The sequence below is a fragment of the Paraburkholderia sp. SIMBA_030 genome (assembly GCF_046535245.1).
GTDB lineage: Bacteria > Pseudomonadota > Gammaproteobacteria > Burkholderiales > Burkholderiaceae > Paraburkholderia.
The window spans coordinates 23,120-42,915 of the sequence record NZ_JAWRXB010000034.1 but is presented as its reverse complement, the minus strand read 5'-3'; the positions used below and the strand labels follow the sequence as shown (position 1 = coordinate 42,915).

Below are 19,796 nucleotides of genomic sequence, written 5' to 3'. Positions count from 1 at the left end.
TTGCAAGATGCTAGCGACCATATATGTGTTCTTGTGAAGAGCCCGGTATCGCGCACCGGTCGGACCGGTTGCGGCCAATAGTTGCCGTTCGCTCATTCCAGAATGCCGACATTCGAACGGCCGCTCCACATCCGAGACCTGCCGGATGTCCCTACGCAAGCATTTCTTCGGGGTGTTTTATCCCAGCCCACGTCTGCAAGCTCGGAGGCACGCGGCGAGACACTGTCACTAGCGCCTGCAGGTCGCCAATTTTGCTATTACTCCTCCGCCGGTCAAGCGCGAGTTCCCCGAGGACTTGCAGATCTTCCCGGACGGCTTTGAACCGGCCATGCCTGCATAGCGATGTCTGCAATGGCTTTCAGCTTTTCCAAGCTCGCTCCGTCTCGTGCCTGAACGGCCATTCCGCGAGTCATGGCGCTATAGAAGGCTGCAAGAGCGGGCACGTCGGTGCTGGACGGTAGGTCACCGTCCTCGATGCCCTTGTTCAACCGCTGCACCATCATCTGTTCGGCGTTGGCGCGGTGATCGACCATCGTCTCCCGAATGGAAGCGAGTTCGGGGGACAAGTGCGTCCCGGCCAGAGAGATCATGCAGCCCGGCGGGCGGCTCTGACGAGTGAATTCAACGGCGGTGGCATCGAGCAGCTCCTTGAATGCCTGTCGCGTGTCGGCCGTGCCGAACAAGCTGCCGGCGAACCAGACGCCCGACATGCTCAGGTAGGCGTCAGTCGCCTCCTTGTACAACTGCTCCTTGTTGCCGAACGAGTTGTAGAAGCTCGAAGGGCTGATCCCCATCGCCTGGGTCAACTGGTCGAACGAGGTGCCTTCGTACCCCTGTTCCCAGAAGAGCGTCATCGCCCGGTTCAGCGCTTCCGTGCGATCGAAGGTCGAGGGCCTGCCACGACTGCGCCGTAGCGTATCTTTTTTTGTAGTCATAGCTCCAAAAATAATTGACATGCTGTAGAGACGGGCCTATTCTGCCATAACGGAGCGATTGCTCCAATAATCAAATCCTTGCAGGAAGGAGTCTGCGATGCAGCGAATTGTTCACACCAACCATGGCGAGCCTGCCGAGGTGCTCAGGCTGGAAGCGCTTTCGGATGCCGGTCCCCTGATGAGCGGAACGGCTCTCGTGCGCGTATCGGCCATACCGGTTCACCCGGGCGACCTGCTCGGCGTCTCGGCTTCCCCCGCGTTCGGCGCGCCTCCGCGCATCCCGGCGGGGGGGCGGATGCCCGGCGTCGAGGGCGTGGGCGTGGTCGAAGCGCTGGCCGCCGACATCGGCCAGTCGACCCGGATTCAGGTCGGCACGCGGGTGGCCTTCTTTGCCCTCAACGGCGCCTGGAGCACCCGGGTCGTTGCGCCCGTGCAGTTGCTGATCACTGTGCCCGATGAGGTGAGCGACGAGGTCGCGGCACAGATGTTGGTCAATACATTGACTGCCAGGCTGGCGATGCGAGCCGGTCACAACGCGCTGCCTGAAGACAAGCGCGAGGATGTCACTGTCATTCAGACGGCTGCCAATTCCGCCGTCGGCAAGCTGCTGACTCAATTGCTCATCGAAGTGGGTGTCCATCCGATCCTGCTCGTCGGCTCCGACGCCAGCGCCGAAGCGCTCAGAGCCGCTCGCCCCAACCTGCCTGTCATCGTCACCGAGCACCCAGGCTGGAAGGACAAGGTTCGCGATGCGCTGGCGAACAGATCAGTCTACGTCGCGTTCGATGGCGTCGGCGGCGCGCTCTTGCCCGACGTAGCTGACTTCCTCGCCAGCGGGGGAACGATCATCAGCTACGGCTCGCTCGGAGGCGCAGTGACGGATATTCGTTCCATCGCCCCGCGTGCGCTGACCATCAAGGGGGTGTCGCTGTTCAGTTGGCAGTACGAGCCTGCGACGGTGCGCAGTGCGGATCTGGCCAAGGCGCTCGAACTCGCGCGCAACTTCCCGAACCTTTTCCCGGTTGCGCAACGCTATCAGGCGGGTGAGTACCTGAGAGCGCTTGAACACACCGGCCGCAGAGGGAAGACCGGCATGGTATTGCTCGCGTTCTGAGCCCCACGTGCCGAAGCACAGTCCTTCGGCTTTCCATAGAAGTAGCTTGTAAAAGGACGTAAGCCATGCGTGCTATCCAGAACACGGCTTTCGACAATCCCGTCGAGACACTGAAACTCGTCGACCTTCCGGAGCCGGCTGACCCAGGCCCGGATGAAGTCCTGATCGCGATGGAGTATGCACCGATCAACGGCAATGACCTGGCTGTCATCGCCAATCGCTTTGCTTACTCGACTCCGCTGCCCTCGGTCGTCGGCAACGAAGGCGTCGGGCGCGTGTTGCAGATCGGCTCGAATGTCTCCAACGTGAAGGTCGGCGACAGGGTATTGCCCCCGCTTTACGCGCTGACCTGGCGCGAGCGGCTGACGATTTCGGCCAAGGGGCTGTTTGCGTTGCCTGCCAACGTCGCCCCCCGGCAACTGGCCATGCTGCGCATCAATCCTCCTACCGCCGTACTGCTGATGGAGCGCTTTGTTGACCTGAAGGAAGGCGACTGGGTTGTGCAAAACGCGGCCAACTCCGGCGTCGGTCGCACGGTGATCGCGCTGGCGAAGAAGCGTGGCCTGCGAACCGTCAACTTCGTCCGTCGCCCGGAACTGATCAGGGAGCTGGAGAAAGCTGGCGGGGACGTCGTGCTCATCGATGAGCCCGGCGCCGTCGACAAGGCCAAGGCAGCGGTCGGTGCGGGCAATGTCCGTCTGGCCCTCGATGGCCTGAGCGGCTCGGCTGCGGCGCGTCTGATCGACGTGCTGTCGTACAACGGTACGCTGGTGAGCTATGCGTTCACGAGCGGCGAGCTGGTCACACCGGTCAACGTCGTGGACCTGCATTTGCGCGGCATCGTCGTCCGGGGCATCTACATCGACCTTCCGGAATACCAGCCGTACACCGCGGAGGCCATCAGGGAGTCTGCCGAACTGATGGCTCGCGGCGAGCTCCACCTGCCGGTGGCTGCCGTGTATCCGCTTGCGGACTACCAACAGGCTGTCGCGCACGCAATCAAGGGTGGCAAGGTGCTGATCGACCTACGCTCATCCAACTGACCCCGCTGTTCTCCCAAGGGCCTTGCTCCCGGGTGAGCATGGCCTCGTCGATTTACGTTGCCACCGAGGTATCGAAATGAAGATTGGTTTTATTGGAGCCGGTGCTGTAGCGCAGTCTATCGCCAGGAGCGCTATTCAAGCAGGACACGAGGTTGTATTGAGTTCGCGTCGCGGGCCCAATGCTTTGCGCGATATCGTGGCCGGACTCGGTCCGAAAGCATCGGCGGATACGGTTCAGGAGGTGGCTCGGCTCGAGCTGGTCATGCTCGCCGTACCATGGCTTCAAGTCCCATCAGCCCTGGAAGGCCTGCCCAATTGGGCAGGCCGCATTCTGGTGGATACCACCAACCCTTTTGCGCAGGTCGAGCCAGAGCTCGTTCTGGCGGACCTGGGAGGCACTGGCGCCAGCGAGATCGTCGCGGCACATGCGCCAGGGGCTAGGGTGGTCAAGGCGTTCAACGCCATCCGTATGGAGCACTACGACAAGGGGCCGACGTTTCATGAGGGGAAGCGTGCAATCTTCGTCTCCGGTGACGACGCGGACGCAAAGGCTGTGGTGATCGGACTCGTCAAGGAGTTTGGCTATGCATCAGTCGATCTTGGCAGTCTGATCTCGGGTGGTCGATTGCAGCAAGCCGGTGGTCCCATTGCTGGCCACGATTGGGTCCTGGCTTTGTAAGTTGTTGCTGGGAGCGATGGTCGAATCGCTGATGGCTACATCTGCCGTAGCCGTCCTGCGGAGCGAACCCATCAAGAGTGCGTTCGCCACAGACTGGCGGCCGACCTCGAGAAATTCCCACGCGGACTATTCCGGGACCGGACGACTTCCACACACGAACATTGCGGCTGCGTTCTTCTGGCACTTGATTGCGGATCGTCAGTGACCGTGCTGGGCGACCGCTCGATTCTGATACCGGCCTTTGAAACTCCGATGGTTCGACCGGCTGCTGCGGGTCGAACAGAGACTTTCGGGGAGCGACGCCGAGGCGCGTGTGCGGACCTCGCGTGAACATTCGCGGCGCGCTTCGCTGACCTGCGCTGCTAATAGCGGGGCGGGAACAATGCTGGGGTGTCGCAAGGCAGATCAACCGGAGGAGCGTGACATGGCCGAACAGCACAAACCCGCCGAGAAGGGTTCAGACGTGGGATCTACAAGGTGAAAGAAGGCGACGGCGGCTCCGGTTTCGAAGTGACGTGTGTCGAAGGCGAGCATTTTCCCCCAACGCCCAGCGGCAGGGGTGCGCACTAGGAGTTGGTTCACGGCGCGACGCACTCGCACAAGCACAGCGAGCCTGGCAGCGGCGACAAGTAGATATCAGCCGGCAGCAAGACGGCATCGTCACTCGAAGGACGAAACGACTTGACGACGAGACGACGGGCGCCGCGGCATGCCACCGGGCCGGCTGCCGCCATCACAGGGAAGGACACGTACGATGGAGAAAGGCGCCTGGAATACGGTCAATACTTCCCGCGCCGGTGCTTTTTGCTCGCCGGCTGTACCGCCGGCGGCAGGCCGTATGCCGGGCCTCACCTCGGTCCAACAGAGTGTCGCGACCTGGCGGCACTCAGGACCAACGCGCCCCCCAAAGATGGCGCAACACCATAGCGAACTGGCTGCCCTGAGGAAAGCGGGCTACGACCCCGTCACCGTGGTATGACGATCCATACTACCCGGATGACCTACAAGCGGCACAGTGCCTGGTCGACTACTGGTTCCAAACGGAGTGTCAGCAGCCTCAACCCGGCTGAGAAGCCAAGGTGAATGCGAACCACTCCAGGCTAAGCGCGTACTAACTGCACGTTGCATCGCGGCCGTGATCCCTTGGCGCGTGCGGTGGAAATCATCCAAGGGTCCGCGCTCAACGAGTCCATCCGATGCGGCACAGTTTTGATTGTCCACTGGTCCGCCCTGTCAATATCGCCGAGTTGAGACGGTCTCATCAATTCCGTTTTTTCCAGTCTCGCGAAAGTGCGCCCGGTCCGCTCGCGCGGTAATGGGGCTCCGGCCCAACGGTAGTGGTCCGGGAAAGGAAACCGACTCTGTTTCCGTGTTGAAGGGCGAGGCAATCCGCCTCGTCATTCAACGGGAGCAGAGTCATGACTCACACCAGCCACGGTATCAGTCCGCTGCGCCAGCGCATGATCGACGACACGCGCATGCGCTAGCTCACGCCCGGAGCCCAATCCGGTTATCTGCGCGTGGTGCGGCAGTTCGCCGCGTTCCTCGGGCGAGCGCCTGATACCGCCACCGTCGAGGACCTGCGACGCTACCAGCTGCATCTGGTCGACGACGGCGTGTCACCGACCTCGCTCAATTCGGCGATCACCGGACTGAAGTTCTTTTTCGAGATCACGCTCAACCAGCCTGAACTGATGGCGAGGATGCAACCGGGGTGTGTGCCCCGCACGCTAACAGTTGTACTCAGCCCGGACGAAGTGGGCCGGCTGATCGCCGCCACCGGCAACCTGAAGCACCAGGCCGCGTTGTCAGTCGCTTATGGTTTTCGGCACGGGGCCGCGACGCTCCGTGCTCAGATGCGGCCAGACAAATAGCTGGCTTTTCGCCATCTCGACCGCCAAAGCAACGGGATTTTGGCCGACTCCGCGATGCGTGCGAAACCCAAGCCCGCTGTGGCGTTCAGCCAATTCCGGCAGCTCGAAAAAACCCGAAACCAGTTGGTGCTTTGATGGGCGAGCGTTCGTGCAGCCGCACGGTGCTGCCAGAAAAGTCGGTTACTTGGGCGGCGGCAGCGAAGGATCGAGCTTGGCCGAATCCCTGACGAGCTGATCCGTCATCGCGGCCGCGACCGGGTTCCAGCCCGTGCCTGGCTTCGAGCTACGTTGGTCCACGCTGGCGGGAGCGGCGGACATATCCGGCGGAGGCAACGAAGGATCGAGCTTGGCCGAATTCCGCACCAGTTGGTCCGTCATCGCGTCCCCGGATTGATACGTGCCGCGCTGGTCCGTGCTCGCACGATCACCGAGGCTGGCGGGCGGCAAGGACGTGGGAGGCGGCAACGAAGGATCGAGCTTCGCCGATTCCCTGACCAGTTCGTCCGTTTCCGGTGTCGCGCCTTGAGTCGTTATCGCGCGACGGTCCAGACCGTCTCGTCCACGCTGGGCGCGCTGCGCCGGAACCACCTTCGGCGCACGCGAGTCCTGCACGTTCACCGCCGCGACTGCCGTCGATGGAGCCCGCTTTGGTTGTGCCTGCAGTTTCGGTTGCCCGATGACTTGTGCGGCGGCCGGACTGGATGCGGGCGCGACCTTCATGCGCGCAGGTACGACTGTCAGAGCGGGAGCCGGAGTGGGAACCACCGGATGCTGCGCGATGGCAGTGCTTTTGGTGATTGCACCGGATGGCTTCGACTGGCCGATGCTGCCTTCCGTCACGTGATCGCTGACGCGCGAATCGACGACAGGACGGCGTGCGGATTCATCCATGGCGGCCGTGACTTCTGCCATTGCGCGGCGGTCCGCCTGAAGGAGCATCAGGTACGTGGTCCCTGCTGCACCGAGCAGGAGCCCTCCAATAATCATCAAAATCTTCCGGGTATTCATATTCATCATACTTACTGATGATTGGTCGCAATAATGATTGCGGGCAAGCACGGTTCGATATGGAAAGGACTGCTTATGCTGGCCAGCGAGTCGAACTGCTCGGCGGGGGTTGTCGGACGCCGTTGTCTTTCATCTGCCCTTTCACAATCATGTGCATGAGTTCGATGCCGCCAAGCAGGATGCGGGTGCAACGAAAATTCTTGCACCCGAGCAGGGTGCGCCGCTTGATCGCGCAGCGGTCCTGTTCGATGAACCGATCTTGGTGCCGGCGGGCTGCCATAGATCCTGGCTTGCGAGTGCGCGGGCCTTCGCGTGGCGCGCGCTGATCGACACGAAAATATCCGTGCCCAGCTCGTGCAGCAGGTCACGCAGCGTTTCCGTCTGCGCCATGGGGGTCGCTTGTCCAACCTGGTGATCGCGTCGGGCGCACGAGGCTCCATTTCAGGAGGCACCGCCCATGCGCCGCGGCCCGGCCTTCAGCGCCGCGCGAGCCAGCAGCATCAGATGATAGTAGAGGCGCAGGCTGAAACCGTGTTTGTATGCGAACGGATGCCCGAGCGCGATGCGAAAGCCGCTTAGCGGCGCACCGTTCTTCGCATGAACCGAGACCACGATCGGCACGATTCGCCGCAGTGCCGTCCTGCGCGCGGGTTCCAGCGCCGGATCGAGCTTCAGTCCGGCCAGGAACGCATACGCGCCGACCGACGCGGCCGCCATCGAACCGCGCGTATTCGCCGAGACCGACACCGCTGTCTTGCGATAGTACGAAACGTATTCGTTCAGGTAGTAGACCTGCTTCGCTGCAAGGCAGAGCTTCGCACCGAATACATAGTCGCAGCTCATGCCGTACTGCTCTTCGTAGCTGATCTGCTTGACGAGGCGTGCGTCGGCAAGCCAGCCGTTGTTGGGGAACATCTGGATCAGGCCTGTGCGGCCGGGCGGTATCTGCAGTCCCTCGGCTTGCTTCGTGCGATAAAAGTCGGCGTTCAGACGATCGCTGGCCGCGCGATCCACCTGGCCCTTTGCATCGACTTCGTACTGGTCGGCGAATACGACGTCGAGATCCGGATACGTCTGCCACGGCAACAGCAGGCGCTCGATGCCGTTGTCGACGAGGTAATCGTCATCGTGGATCAACAGGATCCTGTCGCCGCTCGCCCGTGCGAACAGGCTCGCGACATTGCGCGCCTGGCCGAGCGACGGTTCGTTCTTCAAGTAGCGAACGCGTGAGTCGTGCTGATACCGTTCGGCAATCAAGCGCCGTGTGCGTTCGTCTTTCGAATCGTCGCCGATCACGATCTCGATGTTTGCATACGTTTGTGCAAGACATGAATCGATGCACTGCACGATCAGTTCAGGACGATTGCATGTCGGCAGACAGATGGAGACTTTCAGGTGTGTCGTCATGGGTTCGCCAAAACGCTTGGAGAGCCGGGCATTTGACGCCTGCCGGCGCAGGATCAACGCTCGTCCGATAGCCATTGACGGCCGTTCCACAAGAAAATAGGCGAGGGTTGCGACGGGAAAGACGAGCAGAGCCGCCAAGGCCAGCGCAATCCATGCCGTGTCCGGGGAGGGCATCAGATGGATCAGTGATAGCAGGAGCACCGTATGCGTCAGGTAGAGGCTATATGAAATCGCACCCAGAAAGACGATCGGCCGCCATGCCAGTATCGATGTGATCCGCCCGGATACGAGAGACGTACAAATGATACCGGAGGCGCCCACGGCGACGCCCCAATCGAAGAGAAAATCGGCGAGGCCGCCCGGCGCGAAGTTTAGGATCACCCGAGAGAAGAAGTAAAACCCGAGCGACGCCATGAGGACCACGGCCCTCCGGATTGGTGTTCCGAGCCATTGTTGCCAGCGAGTGCGATGGACAGCAAGCACCGCGCCGACGACGAATATGCCAGTGAAGTGGGCTGTGAGCTCCCATTCCACCTTCAGATTGGCGTTGTACGGGTCCCTTCCTTCGAGAAACAGTAACAAATACGCGCCGGCGGAAATGATCATCGCTGCCGCGATGGAATGGCTCGCACGCAGGCGTACGACGAAGAACACAATCACCGGGAAAAACAGCGAAATACGCATCTCGTAGATCAGCGTCCAGATCACCGGTATGACGTGGTCCGCTCGATACCGTCCCAAGAAGAACAGGTGGCTGACCACATCCGAGGCCGAGAAACTTCCGTCCCAGGAGCGGTTGGCCCAAACCCCCGCCCAAGGAACGGGACCCTCGTAGACGAGCGACATCACTGTATAGGCGAGGGAAAAGACGGCAACAAACGGCAGATATATGCGGCAAATCCGCTTCAGAATGTAATCCCCGTAGCCGGGCTTTCGGCTCGAAGTTAGCTGAAGCGTCAGCACGAATCCGCTGATGATGAAGAAAAGTATGACCGCGTCGTGCCCGGTCAAAAGAAAACGGAGCGGGGTTCGCCACATCCAGCGCAGCGGATCGATGATCGTGAAGTGGTTCAAAACCACCGTGAGTGCCGCGATGCCCCGCAGAGCGTCGAGCTGCGTAAAGTGCCCACCAACAGGCCTAGTAGTCGCGTCCATCCGACTTGCATCCCCAAGGAAAGAGCCGACCGAATCGACCCGACTGTATCCAGGACACTAAACTGCCCGAAATTAAATCGAAAAAAAACCCGATAATGTTAATAAACGCTTCAAAAAGTATCCACCGGCGTCACAGGAAGAGGACTGGAATCGCCGCCTGTGTTGGCTTGAGCATGTCGCCGGTGGCCGACGCATGTTGCGTCGTGTTCGGACTTTAAACACCGAAAAAAAAAAAGGGGCGGCGAGGTGCGGGTGAAGTGCAGTTGTTGGACTTAACCAACAGGCGGGTGTTGAAATGGGATTTTTTCCTCTCGCTCCCGGCTCTGGCTCCGGTCCAAGTTCCGCGAAGGTTCGCAGACGGCGCCGAGGACTGACTGTCCGGGAGGGTCGTCGGTGCTGATACCTTACGATTCGGCAACGGTAATTCTCACCGCTGCCGGGATGTCACGCAGGCAATGCTTACCTATTCTACCCGACGCCTTATTTCAAGGATTTTGTGCGGCTTCAGGTCCAGCAGTTTGAAGTAGTGATGTGCGCCGGTCGCAGAAATCGCCGACTCCGCAGCAATAGCGCGTCCGCCCCAATGCATGGAACTGTCGGCAGGCTTGGAGTGCAATCAAATTCACGTCACCCTGGCTTCCACCGATACATCATCACCTTGCCGCGCGCGTCTTCTTCGACGAACACCAGGTATTCGCCGTTATTGCGCCGATACGCGCTGACGCCGTTCGGCACGTCGACCCAGCCGGACGCACGGCCCACTTCAGGGCCGGGCCGGATCACGCCGACTTCCTTGCCGGAATCCTTGTCGTACACATGCACGGCGCCCACCGGCTCCACGGCGAAGACATACTTGCCTTCCACCGTCAGTCCGATGATCGTCGCGACCGGCTTCGATTTCGTATTCCACGGCAGCGTGATTGCGTAGCGCTGCTCGGGTTTGCCTGTCGACCATTTGTCGTAACGCACCAGAACGCGGCCCACCTCCTTCCAGAAGCCGCGGTCAAGCGGAGTCTGTGGCGTGTAACCCGTCACATAGAGCGTGTCGGTCACGGGTTCGTAGATTGCTCGACGAAGTGCGGTGAATGGCTGCGGCACCGGGTACGCAGTCATGTTCGAATACGAATAAACCGGGTTGCCGCTCGCATCGAGGCCGCCGAGGTGCAAACGGTAGACGCCCTCCGAATCGCGTGTGCGCCAGATATCGCCGGCGGTGTCGACCCACCAGCCCCAGCCGCCTGCCAGCTTCGCGCCGCTCGTGTTGGGCATGAATTCGTCGCTGTCGAAGCTGCCGTCGCCGTTCGTGTCGCGCCAGATCCAGTCGCCACCCGGCGGCGCGTTGGGCACCTTCGCCACAGCCTGACCGCTGCCCGCGATGAAGCCGGAAGGAATCGCCACCTCGCCGTCATGCGGCGGATCGAAGCGGTAGATCTTCAGATGGTCCGCGTACATGTCGGTCAGGAACAGAAACGTACGGCCCTTCAACCTGCGTGCGATGGGCAGACCCGGCCACGGGTCGGTATGAAGTACCGGGTCGTCCGGGTACCTGAACCGGTCCGATAGAAAGCCCGCATATTTCCATTCGTGCCCAGTTGGCTTCGACAGATCGAGTTCGAAGCGCTTGTTGCCCGTGTAGACGCTGTCAGGACGCGACGGATCCATCCATGCACCGTCGACGAACAACAGGCCCTGCACCTGCCACTGTTGACGCCTGTCGGGCGCATAGCTTTCGAGCGTCGCGCCGAGCGTTGCGCCGGCCGAGTCGTAACGCGGTCCGATGCCGTTGGCCGATACATACACATTGCCGCGAACGTCGACACCCACACCCGTTAGTCCGTTGAAACGCTGCGGTCCGGGCCGCCCCGGTGTACCGCTGAAAATCCCGCCACGTTCGCCGAGCGTGCCGCTCGCGGCGTAATGCCCATTCGTCTTGCTGAAGAACAGCACCTGCTGCCGCGGCCCGTTGTCCGCGATCAGCACGCGTCCCAGCTGATCGACTGCGATATCGACCGCGACCGTGTCCGCGGGCAGCGGCAGTTCGTCGTTCAGACGCTGGCCGCCCGATGTGTAATGCGCAACACCGGGCGCACGGTCGCCGCGCGTATCGGTAAGCGCCCACACAGTGCCGTCAGGCGCAAGCGCGATGCGGCCCGGTTCGTGCACGTCCCATGCGTCTTTTTTCATCATTGAATCGGCGTCATAGATCTGGATGCGATCGCGCGTGGTGTTCGATACGTACAGCGTCGTATCGCTCGCCGCGAGACCACCGATATCCGCTACCGTGCCGGCCGGCACTTCGTTCACCATCAGAAAGCTCGCCGCAAGCCGCGCACGCGGGTCCCCTGAATTGGCGGCCAGCTGGAACGGCACACTGCGTTTCGTATCGCCGATGTCGCGGCGCGAAACGCCATACCACTGATTGCCCTTTTCCGGCCAGATACCTGGCGACACCAGATGGCCTCTTTCATTGCCGACCGCGACCGCGACAAACAAATACCTGTGATTCACCGCGACCGCGTTGCCGCCGCCGTTGCCCCAGCCATGCGTGCCACCGGAAAAACCGAGCATTTTGCCATTCTGATACACGCTCGCTTCGGCGCCGCTTTCATCCCACGGTGCATTCGTGTAGACCTTACCGTCCGGCGCGACCGCGATCGCGGTAATGTTGATCTGCGTCCACGTGCCATCGCCGTAGCCGAAGGTGTTGCCGATCCACGACGTCTTCACATTCAATGCGGTTTCCGCGGACGCGGTGAAGGTAGCAAGGCAGGCGAGAGTGCAGAGAATTCGGGCGAATGCGAGACGGGACAAAGTCTTCCTCCAGTCCGAGAGCCATTTTGCGGCCGACGGCTCGCAAGTGGTATATCCACGGGGTAGATTGCTAGACCGGCACGCAACGACGAGATCACGGACTGAGTGCTGGCATCGGTACGACTGGCTGATACGGGCTGGCCCTTCACAAGTCGCCCTTCCGGGCAGAGCCATGTCGCCGATCACGATACCCGGAAAATCCGCCGCAACGAAAACCAAAAATAATTCGGATATGCACTTAATGCGGCCTTCTGGCCGGTGGTTATCCCACGCAAAGTCATGAGCGGCCCTAAAGCGCGCAGCGCGACTACGGCTCCGTGGTGCTCAGAAAGATGGTGCGACAGAGACTGACAGGACACTCATGATGGAGATATAGAGCAGCATATAAAGCCTCACCAACATCCCGGTACCCCTCTGCCTAGTCGATATCGTCGAGCGTCAGGTGCCGGACCTCGCAGGCTCGCAATCCCATTCTCACCAGGATCAGCAGAATGGCATGGTTGCGCAGCTCGTGTGGACTGCTGTCCAATGTTGCGCCGATCACGCGCTCGATTTCCTCGACAGCCCGAGCCTCCGACTACCACACTTTTCACTGACGAACCTTAAGTCTTTACTGTTTCCGCCGATATCCAGTTCAGGTCCGCTCGCCGAGCACGCATTTCCCGCCGCGTTTCCCGGGAAGTGCGAATCAATCGCGCGGCGGATCGGTTTAGCCCATTCACGGGGCGGCAACGGCGGGGCCTCACGATGCAACGCCGGATGACCGGACGACCACATGGGGCAGATCACACATTCACTCGAGGACGAAAACGTCGCGCCTTTCGCATGGATTTCGCGTTTCTGCGACATCGCTTCGATTTGGGAGGGTCATCGGGCGATCTCTCACTATCGACCATCGCAGCCAGATCGGCAGACGCAAAGCATAACTAATGATCAAGAAAAACATCTTTACCATATTCGTTGCAGCAATGCTGATTGCTGTGATCGCGCCACATTGTCAGGCGGCGTACACGTCCGACTGGTTGGCGAACACATTCGGGACCAACACCACCCGCGTGGGTAGCGTCGCCCGTTCCATGTGGGTAGCGCCCGAGGGCGTCATCTATACGGCGTCCATGTGGGACGAAAACGAAGGGGGCGTCGCAATTTACGCGAACGGTAAAAGCATCGGGTCCATAGGGGGGCACGGCGAGTTTCAGGGCGGCGCCATAACGGGCAATGCAACGTCAATCTTCACTGCCTTGCAATATAACGCCGCTTACGGCAGCGGCACGGTGGGCCGATACGGCCGAACCAGTCAAACCCGCGATCTGCTCATATCGGTCAGCGCGACAACGGCTGAGAAGCGGGCTGATGTCATCACCGGACTCGCGACGTCGGGCTCACTCCTCTATGCGAGCGACTTTCCCGGAAATCGCGTCCGGGTCTACACCACTGCCGGCGTGTGGCAGCGGGATATCAACGTCTCAGGTCCCGGCGCGCTCGCCGTGGACGGAGCAGGAAACATCTGGGTGGCTCAGAAGAGTGCGGGCACAATCCTCGAATTCGATCCAACCGGCAGACCGCGGAACACCATCCAGATGTCCACTGCCTCCCGACCGTCGGCGCTGTATTTCGATGCGACGACTGTGCAGCTCATGGCCGGCGACGAGGGACCCGACATGAACATCAAGACCTACAACATCTCGGGCACTCCATGTCTTGTCAGCACGTTTGGCATTCAGGGCGGATACCTCGACACCACGACCGGGATCAAAGGTCAGGTAGGGGCCAAGCGGTTCACCCGCGTCGTGGGCATCGGCAAGGACGCCACCGGCAACCTGTATGTGCTCAATAACCCTTGGGGCGGCACCTGGGACCTCGGCCGCGACGGTGGCACCGACATTCATTCGTACGGCCGCTCCGGCAGCCTGCAATGGAAGCTTCAGTCTCTCAACTTTGAGGGAGTCGCCGCTCCGGACCCAGGTACAGACGGCGCCTATTTCTATGGAGGCACCAACATCTACACAGGCTCCGCTGGCGGAACCTTCGTCGCGAACACCGTTGACGCGATCGATTACCCGTCCGATCCACGACTCAACATCAACGATCTGGGACGCGGTGAGCACTTCGGTCAACTCGCCGCGGTCGGCGCAAACCGGATTCTTGTGGCGGGCGGCCAGGACCCAGATAACTTTTACTTCTTCCACTTCAACGCTGCGAATGGCTACATCGCCATACCGGATGCCACGCTTCCCGGTGCAGCGTTCAATACGGCCGCGAGGATCAGGGAAGGATTCTGCCTCGACAGCAACGGCGACGTCTGGGCCGGTTTGGACGGGACAAACGCCATCTGGCACTATGCGCTCACTGGCTTTGATGCCAGCGGCAAACCGACATGGGGGGCTGGCATTCCAACTCCGATTCCGGGCACTATCAAGCCATTGACGCGAATCATCTACCTGCCGGAAAGCGACACCATGATCCTCGCGCAAGGCATTGTCGGGAGCACAGACTGGACGTCGATCGGATCGCGGGTCGAGGTTTATCACGGCTGGCGCGCTGGCAATACCACCACTGCAAATCCGGTAATCAACATTACCAGCGCCAATCCCAAGTCGATCACGGCTACTGGCAACTATCTCTTTGTCGGATACGTACACACAGTGCCCAATATCGATGCCTTTAATCTCAACACAGGCAGCCTGGACGCCACGTTGACCAACAGCAGCCCCGATACCGTGTACGTCGGCAATGACGTGGATTCGATGTACGGCCTGCGATCGTACCGTCGGACAACCGGGGAGTACGTCATTACAAAAGACAACTACAACGCTTCTAGCGTGGTTGTTTATCGTTGGACACCCTGATCAACCGCTCTCATGCAATCGAGGCCGCCATGCAACGCCAGTGAAGCTGGCGACATGATCTGCTATCGTTGATCGAGCGGAAGACGGCTGCGCAGCGAGATGTGACGCGGGCGCGCATCGCGTTGTGGGGCCCACGAGGGCCAATCCAATACGGTGATTGCGCGGGAACTGGGTGTATCGGTGCAAAAGGTCTGCCTGTGGCGCAAGCGCATTGCCCAGCAAGGTGCACAAGGCATTCGCGAGGGCGAGCGTAGTGGCCGTCCGCCACGGATCACGCACGAAGCGCGACTGCAGTCGTCCTGGGGGTTCTGTCGCATCAACGCGGAGAAGGTAAAACTCGAGGTTGACGAAAACGCTTTGGCCGCGCGATGAAGAAGACACTGACGCCACGAACGACGCTCGCTCCGGGCATCGTCAAGGTTCTGAAGCGGCTGCACTATCCGCTTGAAGTGATGCTACTGTGCGTGCGATGGTTCGTTGCCTACTCGCTGAGTCTTCGCAATCTTGAGGAAATGCTGGCTGAGCGCGACATTGGCGTCGATCATTCGACGGTGCATCGCTGGGTCATCAAGATGATGCCGCTGTTCGAAAAGACATTTTGCAAGCTCAAGCGTCCGGTCGGCAAGAGCTGGCGTGTTGACAAAACCTATATCAAGGTCAAGGGCTCGTGGAAGTATCTTTACCGGGCGGTGGATAAGGCGGGAAACACCATCGATTTTCTGTTCCGATCCAAGAGAATGCCGAGCGCGAGATGTCCATCAAGATTCGTCAGATCAGGTACTTGAACAACATTGTGGAGGGACCATCGGGCCATCAAACGCCGAACCCGGCCGATGCTCGGGTTTAAGGATTTCAACTGCGCGCGTCATTCTGGGTGGCATCGAGCTGATGCACATGATCAAGAAAGGACAGATGCAATGCTCGGGAAAAACTGTCCTGGCTGCCGCTCAGCAATTTTACTCGTTGGCTTCATAAGCAATCCTTTTCATATTGTCTTTTCTCGACCCGCTTGCCTTACTGCGACAGAACCCATTCGCGCGTCACTGGGCGCTGCGGCGACGGTCACGCTACCACCTGTCCCTCACATCAACGCGTGGCCTGGGACGCTCGTCACTTTGCTGCTCACCGACGTCGATGGCCGGTCGTTCACTATCCAGTTGGAAAACATTCGTGAACAATTTGGCACCCGGTTTTCATGCTCAAACCTCGAACAAAAGGGGTACGCGCTAATGCATCGCATCGCCCGGCCTGCGAGATCTATCAGGTCGTTTGTAAGCGCGATTTCTAGCGCACATGGTTTCTCGTAGGCTGAAGGCGCAGCATGTGTCCACCCATTTTTCAGTGGACACACCCTCGTGAACGAGAACAGTGCAGATTTCTTGCCGCTGCGTGTAACAGGCATAAGCGCAGACGGCAAGCGTAGTTTTGACAAACGCGGCAAGCAACGACTGATCGAGGCCTGCCTGCAACCAGGGGTGTCGGTCGCCGGCATGGCGATCAAGGCCGGCGTGAATGCAAACCAGCTTTGGCGCTGGATCAGCAGACATAAGGCCCGGCATGCGGGCGCCACCGCTGTGGCGGATACGCCCGAGGTCCCGCCGCCAGCATTCGTTCCGGTAGTAGAGGTCACGGACGCCACTGCGGTGGTTGTACCGCAGCAGCCGGAGAAGCCCGGGGCACTATTGCCCGCACCGGTACGCCGTGAATCCATGCCTGCGTCGCAACGTCCGCCATTGCCGTCGCGACTGGTCGCGCAACTGCCCAATGGTGTGAGCCTGGAACTCGAATGCATGGGGCACGACACGGCGCTCGTGAAGGCAATGATCGACGCGCTGAGGGTACGCTGATGTTCCGCCTCGACGCTGACCTGCGGATCTACCTGCACCGCGAGCCGATTGACTTCCGCAGCGGCATCAACAGCCTGGTTACCCTGGTCGAGCGATCGATGCAGCTCGATCCGCTCGCGCGCGCCGTGTACGCCTTCCACAACCGCAAGCGTAACCGGGTCAAGCTGCTGCTTTACGATCGCTCCGGGTTCTGGCTGATGTTGAAACGACTCGAGGCGGATCACTTCGCCTGGCCACACCGGCAGCAGGCGGTGATCGAACTCACGACCGAGCAGCTTCATTGGCTGCTCGATGGTATCAACATCGATGCCGTGCACCGCCATCCCGAGCGGCAGTACAGCTATACGAACTGAATCGCGCCCGAACAGTTGTTGCCGGTAAACAACGGCGAGCGCGATTTTTACAAATTCCCGTAAACCCATGCGGCGCTGCGCTTCGCTATTGTGGAACGCATGAGCGCACCCAACCTTTTCCGATTGCCGCCGGCCGCCAAGGCCTATATCCGCGATCTCGAAACGGGCATCTCTGAGCGCGATGCGCAGATCGCGGATCTGATCAGGCGCGTCGAGATGCTCGAAGAGCAGTATCGCCTCGCGCTGGCTCAGCGTTTCGCGCCGAAGAGCGAGAAGCGCAAGGATCGCGTGTTCGACGAGGCCGAGCAGATCGCCGAAACCGAGCCAGCCGACGAGGACGACGATCTGCCCGGGCTTCCCGAGACCGGGCTGCCCGATGTCGATCCGCCCGAGTCTCGCAAACGGGGCCGCAAGCCGCTGCCGGCAAACTTGCCGCGCGAACGCGTCGAGTACGATCTGCCCGAGGATCAGCAGGCTTGCCCATGCTGCAGCAAGCCTCTGCATCGCATCGGCGAGGACGTCAGCGAACAGTTGCACGTCGAGGTCAAAGTGACGGTCCGACAGAACGTCCGCTTCAAGTACGCCTGTCGGAATTGTGAGAGCTACGCCGAACGGACCCCGATCATCCTCGCGCCAATGCCAGCGCAGCCGCTGCCGGGTAGCCACGCGAGCCCGGCGATAATCGCCACCGTCACGGCGGGCAAGTACGTCGACGGCACGCCGCTGTACCGCATGGAAGACGTGCTCGGGCGCTCGAACATCCCGATCGGACGAGGCACGCTGGCGAACTGGATCATCCGCTGCGGCGAACTGCATTACAGCCGGCTGTACGAAGCGCTCAGGCAGGTCCTGCTGGGGCAGTCGTTGATCCACGGCGACGAGACGACGGTCCAGGTACTTAAGGAGCCCGATAAGTCCGCGCAGAGCAAAAGCTACATGTGGTGCTATCGCAGCGCGCAAGACAGCGCCGAGCCTGTCGTGCTGTTCGAGTACCAGCCCGGACGCGGTCAGGAATATCCGAAAGCGTTTCTCGACGGCTACAAGGGCATGTTGATGAGTGACGGCTACGCCGCGTGGCGTACGCTCAAGAAGGCCACACACTTCGGATGCATGGCGCACGCGAGGAGGGCATTCACCGATGTCCTCAAGGGGCAGAAGAATAAGCCCAGCCCCCGCGTGGCCAAGGCGCTCGAGTACTTCCAGGCGTTGTACCAGGTCGAGGCGCTGGCCAAAGGCGAACTGCCCGACGGCGAGACGCGCGTCGGCTACACATACCGCCTTCGGCAGCAGCATGGCGTGCCGTTGCTAAACGCCTTCAAGGCGTGGCTCGACGAGCTGGCGCCGAAGGTGTTGCCCGAGAGTCTGCTGGGCAAGGCAATCAGCTACTGCCGGAACCAATGGCCGTACCTGAGCCGTTACGCGATGGACGGTCGAGCCCCAATAGACAACAACGTGATCGAACGCGACATCAGGCCATTCTGCACTGGCAGAAAATCGTGGCTCTTTAGCGACTCGGTTGCCGGCGCGAAAGCGAGCGCGATGGTCTACAGCTTGATGCTTACGTGTCGCGCCTGCGGCGTTGAACCCTATGCGTATCTGCTGCACGTTCTGACCGAGCTGCCACAGCGTGCACCGGATGCCGACATCACCGATCTGCTGCCGTTCAACTTCGCCAAACAGAAAAGTGCGGCGATGCCGCCCTAAGCGACTTAACGACAAATTGCTTGCACTTGAACCGTGGTTACCCGGTAACATCGGGCAGTGAAGCTATCGCTCGGCGCTGAAGTAGGCGTCCCATTGCGGCGAGTCAGGCTCAAGCCGACGCACGATCGCGTCGTCCGCTCGCGTGATCAACCGTTCCAGCATCTGACGCTTCGTCACCGCATAGCGTCGCGCCAGGCGAGCCAAGGCAAGATCGGCTTCCGTACTCACCCACATATCGAGCCGCCGATCTCCGTTACCGCTCTCGCCCGCCGTGGCTCGCCTTGCCCGATACGCAGCTTGCCGTTGTGCCGTCGTCAATCCCATCTCGCACTCTCCATTCTCGTTACCCGGTAACTGATTCTTGAAACTATGTTACCCGGTAACGGAATGTCTGGCGATGTGTGCTCAATTTAGCGCTTACGGTCGTTTGCCGATGACCTGCGGGGAGACTGGAACGAATGGCCGATGTGCCACTGAAAGCTGCCGATTAAGTATCTCGGGCTCCACCGTCCCTTGTGGGTCGCAAGCGGTCATTCGGATGTCGACAGTAAACAGGTCGGGCGCGGGAAAGCGTATCAGTGAGTATGCGGGCATAGGGAACTGATGTATGAGGATCTGCTTGATGCGTAGATTGCGACCGATGCCGCGGATCGCCCGCCTGACGTCTGCGTACGCTGTTTCGAGTTGTGCCAGGTTGCCGGTGACGTCGCACCGGCTCTATGAAGCCGATTCCCGAGGGGAATTCGGCAGCATTGCCTTGTTGAGCTGAGTGCGTGTTTTTTTGGTTTTTCTCGAACACTGAGTTGCTCACGAACGTGACGAGATTGGCTGGCCTGAAGCGCATCCAGTCAGGCCAGAGCGAAATTTCCACAAGAACAGGTCAGTTTAAGTTGCGAGCGCGGACCGGGTTCTCGCTAGGATGTATTTTTCAACACGGCTTGTCCGAGGCGGCTGTTCTCGAGCGCGAGAGATGCGGCTGCGCAGGCTTGCGCCTCCTGGCGATCCCCCTCCAGCGAG

Annotated in this window: 14 protein-coding genes and 4 pseudogenes; 11 read left to right on the top strand and 7 right to left on the bottom strand. The window is 60.5% G+C overall.

Annotated features, from left to right (window positions below; all coding sequences use genetic code 11):
- Window positions 1-272: 272 nt before the first annotated feature.
- The gene (locus SB772_RS37435; protein ID WP_410838144.1) at window positions 273-935 is read right to left on the bottom strand and encodes a TetR/AcrR family transcriptional regulator; all 663 of its coding nucleotides are present in this window, start codon (window positions 933-935) and stop codon (window positions 273-275) included.
- A gap of 97 nt (window positions 936-1,032) precedes the next feature.
- On the opposite strand from SB772_RS37435, the gene SB772_RS37430 reads away from it, so the two are divergent.
- From SB772_RS37430 to SB772_RS37410, 5 genes and pseudogenes are all read left to right on the top strand, one after another.
- A complete protein-coding gene (locus SB772_RS37430) occupies window positions 1,033-2,049 on the top strand; it encodes a zinc-binding dehydrogenase (protein WP_410838143.1) in 1,017 nt (338 codons plus the stop codon).
- Window positions 2,050-2,114: 65 nt separating this feature from the next.
- Window positions 2,115-3,092 carry a zinc-dependent alcohol dehydrogenase family protein gene (locus tag SB772_RS37425; RefSeq protein ID WP_410838142.1) on the top strand — a complete coding sequence of 326 codons (978 nt, stop codon included), beginning with the start codon at window positions 2,115-2,117 and terminating at the stop codon, window positions 3,090-3,092.
- A gap of 76 nt (window positions 3,093-3,168) precedes the next feature.
- The gene (locus tag SB772_RS37420; protein WP_410838141.1) at window positions 3,169-3,771 is read left to right on the top strand and encodes an NADPH-dependent F420 reductase; all 603 of its coding nucleotides are present in this window, start codon (window positions 3,169-3,171) and stop codon (window positions 3,769-3,771) included.
- Window positions 3,772-4,539: 768 nt separating this feature from the next.
- Window positions 4,540-4,841, top strand: a pseudogene (locus SB772_RS37415) (DUF4148 domain-containing protein).
- A gap of 348 nt (window positions 4,842-5,189) precedes the next feature.
- Window positions 5,190-5,594, top strand: a pseudogene (locus SB772_RS37410) (site-specific integrase); the annotation flags it as partial.
- Window positions 5,595-5,825: 231 nt separating this feature from the next.
- Here the strand turns inward: SB772_RS37410 and SB772_RS37405 are convergent.
- From SB772_RS37405 to SB772_RS37385, 5 genes and pseudogenes are all read right to left on the bottom strand, one after another.
- A complete protein-coding gene (locus tag SB772_RS37405; RefSeq protein ID WP_410838140.1) occupies window positions 5,826-6,632 on the bottom strand; it encodes a hypothetical protein in 807 nt (268 codons plus the stop codon).
- 101 nt (window positions 6,633-6,733) lie between these two features.
- Window positions 6,734-6,903, bottom strand: a pseudogene (locus SB772_RS37400) (IS6 family transposase); the annotation flags it as partial.
- A 191-nt stretch (window positions 6,904-7,094) separates the two neighbouring features.
- Window positions 7,095-9,215 (bottom strand): acyltransferase family protein, encoded by a 2,121-nt coding sequence (locus SB772_RS37395; RefSeq protein WP_410838139.1) that lies wholly within the window; start codon window positions 9,213-9,215, stop codon window positions 7,095-7,097.
- A gap of 627 nt (window positions 9,216-9,842) precedes the next feature.
- Window positions 9,843-12,026, bottom strand: coding sequence for a hypothetical protein (locus tag SB772_RS37390; RefSeq protein ID WP_410838138.1), 2,184 nt, complete (start codon window positions 12,024-12,026; stop codon window positions 9,843-9,845).
- A gap of 418 nt (window positions 12,027-12,444) precedes the next feature.
- Window positions 12,445-12,570: a hypothetical protein gene (locus SB772_RS37385; protein ID WP_410838137.1), complete on the bottom strand. Its 126-nt coding sequence runs from the start codon at window positions 12,568-12,570 to the stop codon at window positions 12,445-12,447.
- A gap of 385 nt (window positions 12,571-12,955) precedes the next feature.
- Here SB772_RS37385 and SB772_RS37380 point away from each other — a divergent pair, with 385 nt between their 5' ends.
- From SB772_RS37380 to tnpC, 6 genes and pseudogenes are all read left to right on the top strand, one after another.
- Window positions 12,956-14,875: an SMP-30/gluconolaconase/LRE-like region family protein gene (locus tag SB772_RS37380; RefSeq protein ID WP_410838136.1), complete on the top strand. Its 1,920-nt coding sequence runs from the start codon at window positions 12,956-12,958 to the stop codon at window positions 14,873-14,875.
- Window positions 14,876-15,028: 153 nt separating this feature from the next.
- The gene (locus SB772_RS37375; protein WP_410838135.1) at window positions 15,029-15,247 is read left to right on the top strand and encodes a helix-turn-helix domain-containing protein; all 219 of its coding nucleotides are present in this window, start codon (window positions 15,029-15,031) and stop codon (window positions 15,245-15,247) included.
- A pseudogene (locus SB772_RS37370) lies at window positions 15,244-15,850 on the top strand (IS6 family transposase). The gene SB772_RS37375 and the pseudogene SB772_RS37370 overlap by 4 nt, the downstream one beginning before the upstream one ends.
- Window positions 15,851-16,230: 380 nt before the next feature.
- Entirely contained in the window at window positions 16,231-16,722 is a 492-nt protein-coding gene (gene tnpA, locus SB772_RS37365; RefSeq protein ID WP_410838134.1) for an IS66-like element accessory protein TnpA, read from the top strand.
- Window positions 16,722-17,075, top strand: coding sequence for an IS66 family insertion sequence element accessory protein TnpB (gene tnpB / locus SB772_RS37360; RefSeq protein WP_410838133.1), 354 nt, complete (start codon window positions 16,722-16,724; stop codon window positions 17,073-17,075). Before tnpA ends, tnpB begins: the two co-directional genes overlap by 1 nt.
- A gap of 99 nt (window positions 17,076-17,174) precedes the next feature.
- A complete protein-coding gene (tnpC, locus tag SB772_RS37355; RefSeq protein ID WP_410838132.1) occupies window positions 17,175-18,779 on the top strand; it encodes an IS66 family transposase in 1,605 nt (534 codons plus the stop codon).
- Between the two features lie 63 nt (window positions 18,780-18,842).
- Here the strand turns inward: tnpC and SB772_RS37350 are convergent, their stop codons facing one another.
- Window positions 18,843-19,103: a hypothetical protein gene (locus SB772_RS37350; RefSeq protein ID WP_410838131.1), complete on the bottom strand. Its 261-nt coding sequence runs from the start codon at window positions 19,101-19,103 to the stop codon at window positions 18,843-18,845.
- Between the last annotated feature and the right edge of the window lie 693 nt (window positions 19,104-19,796).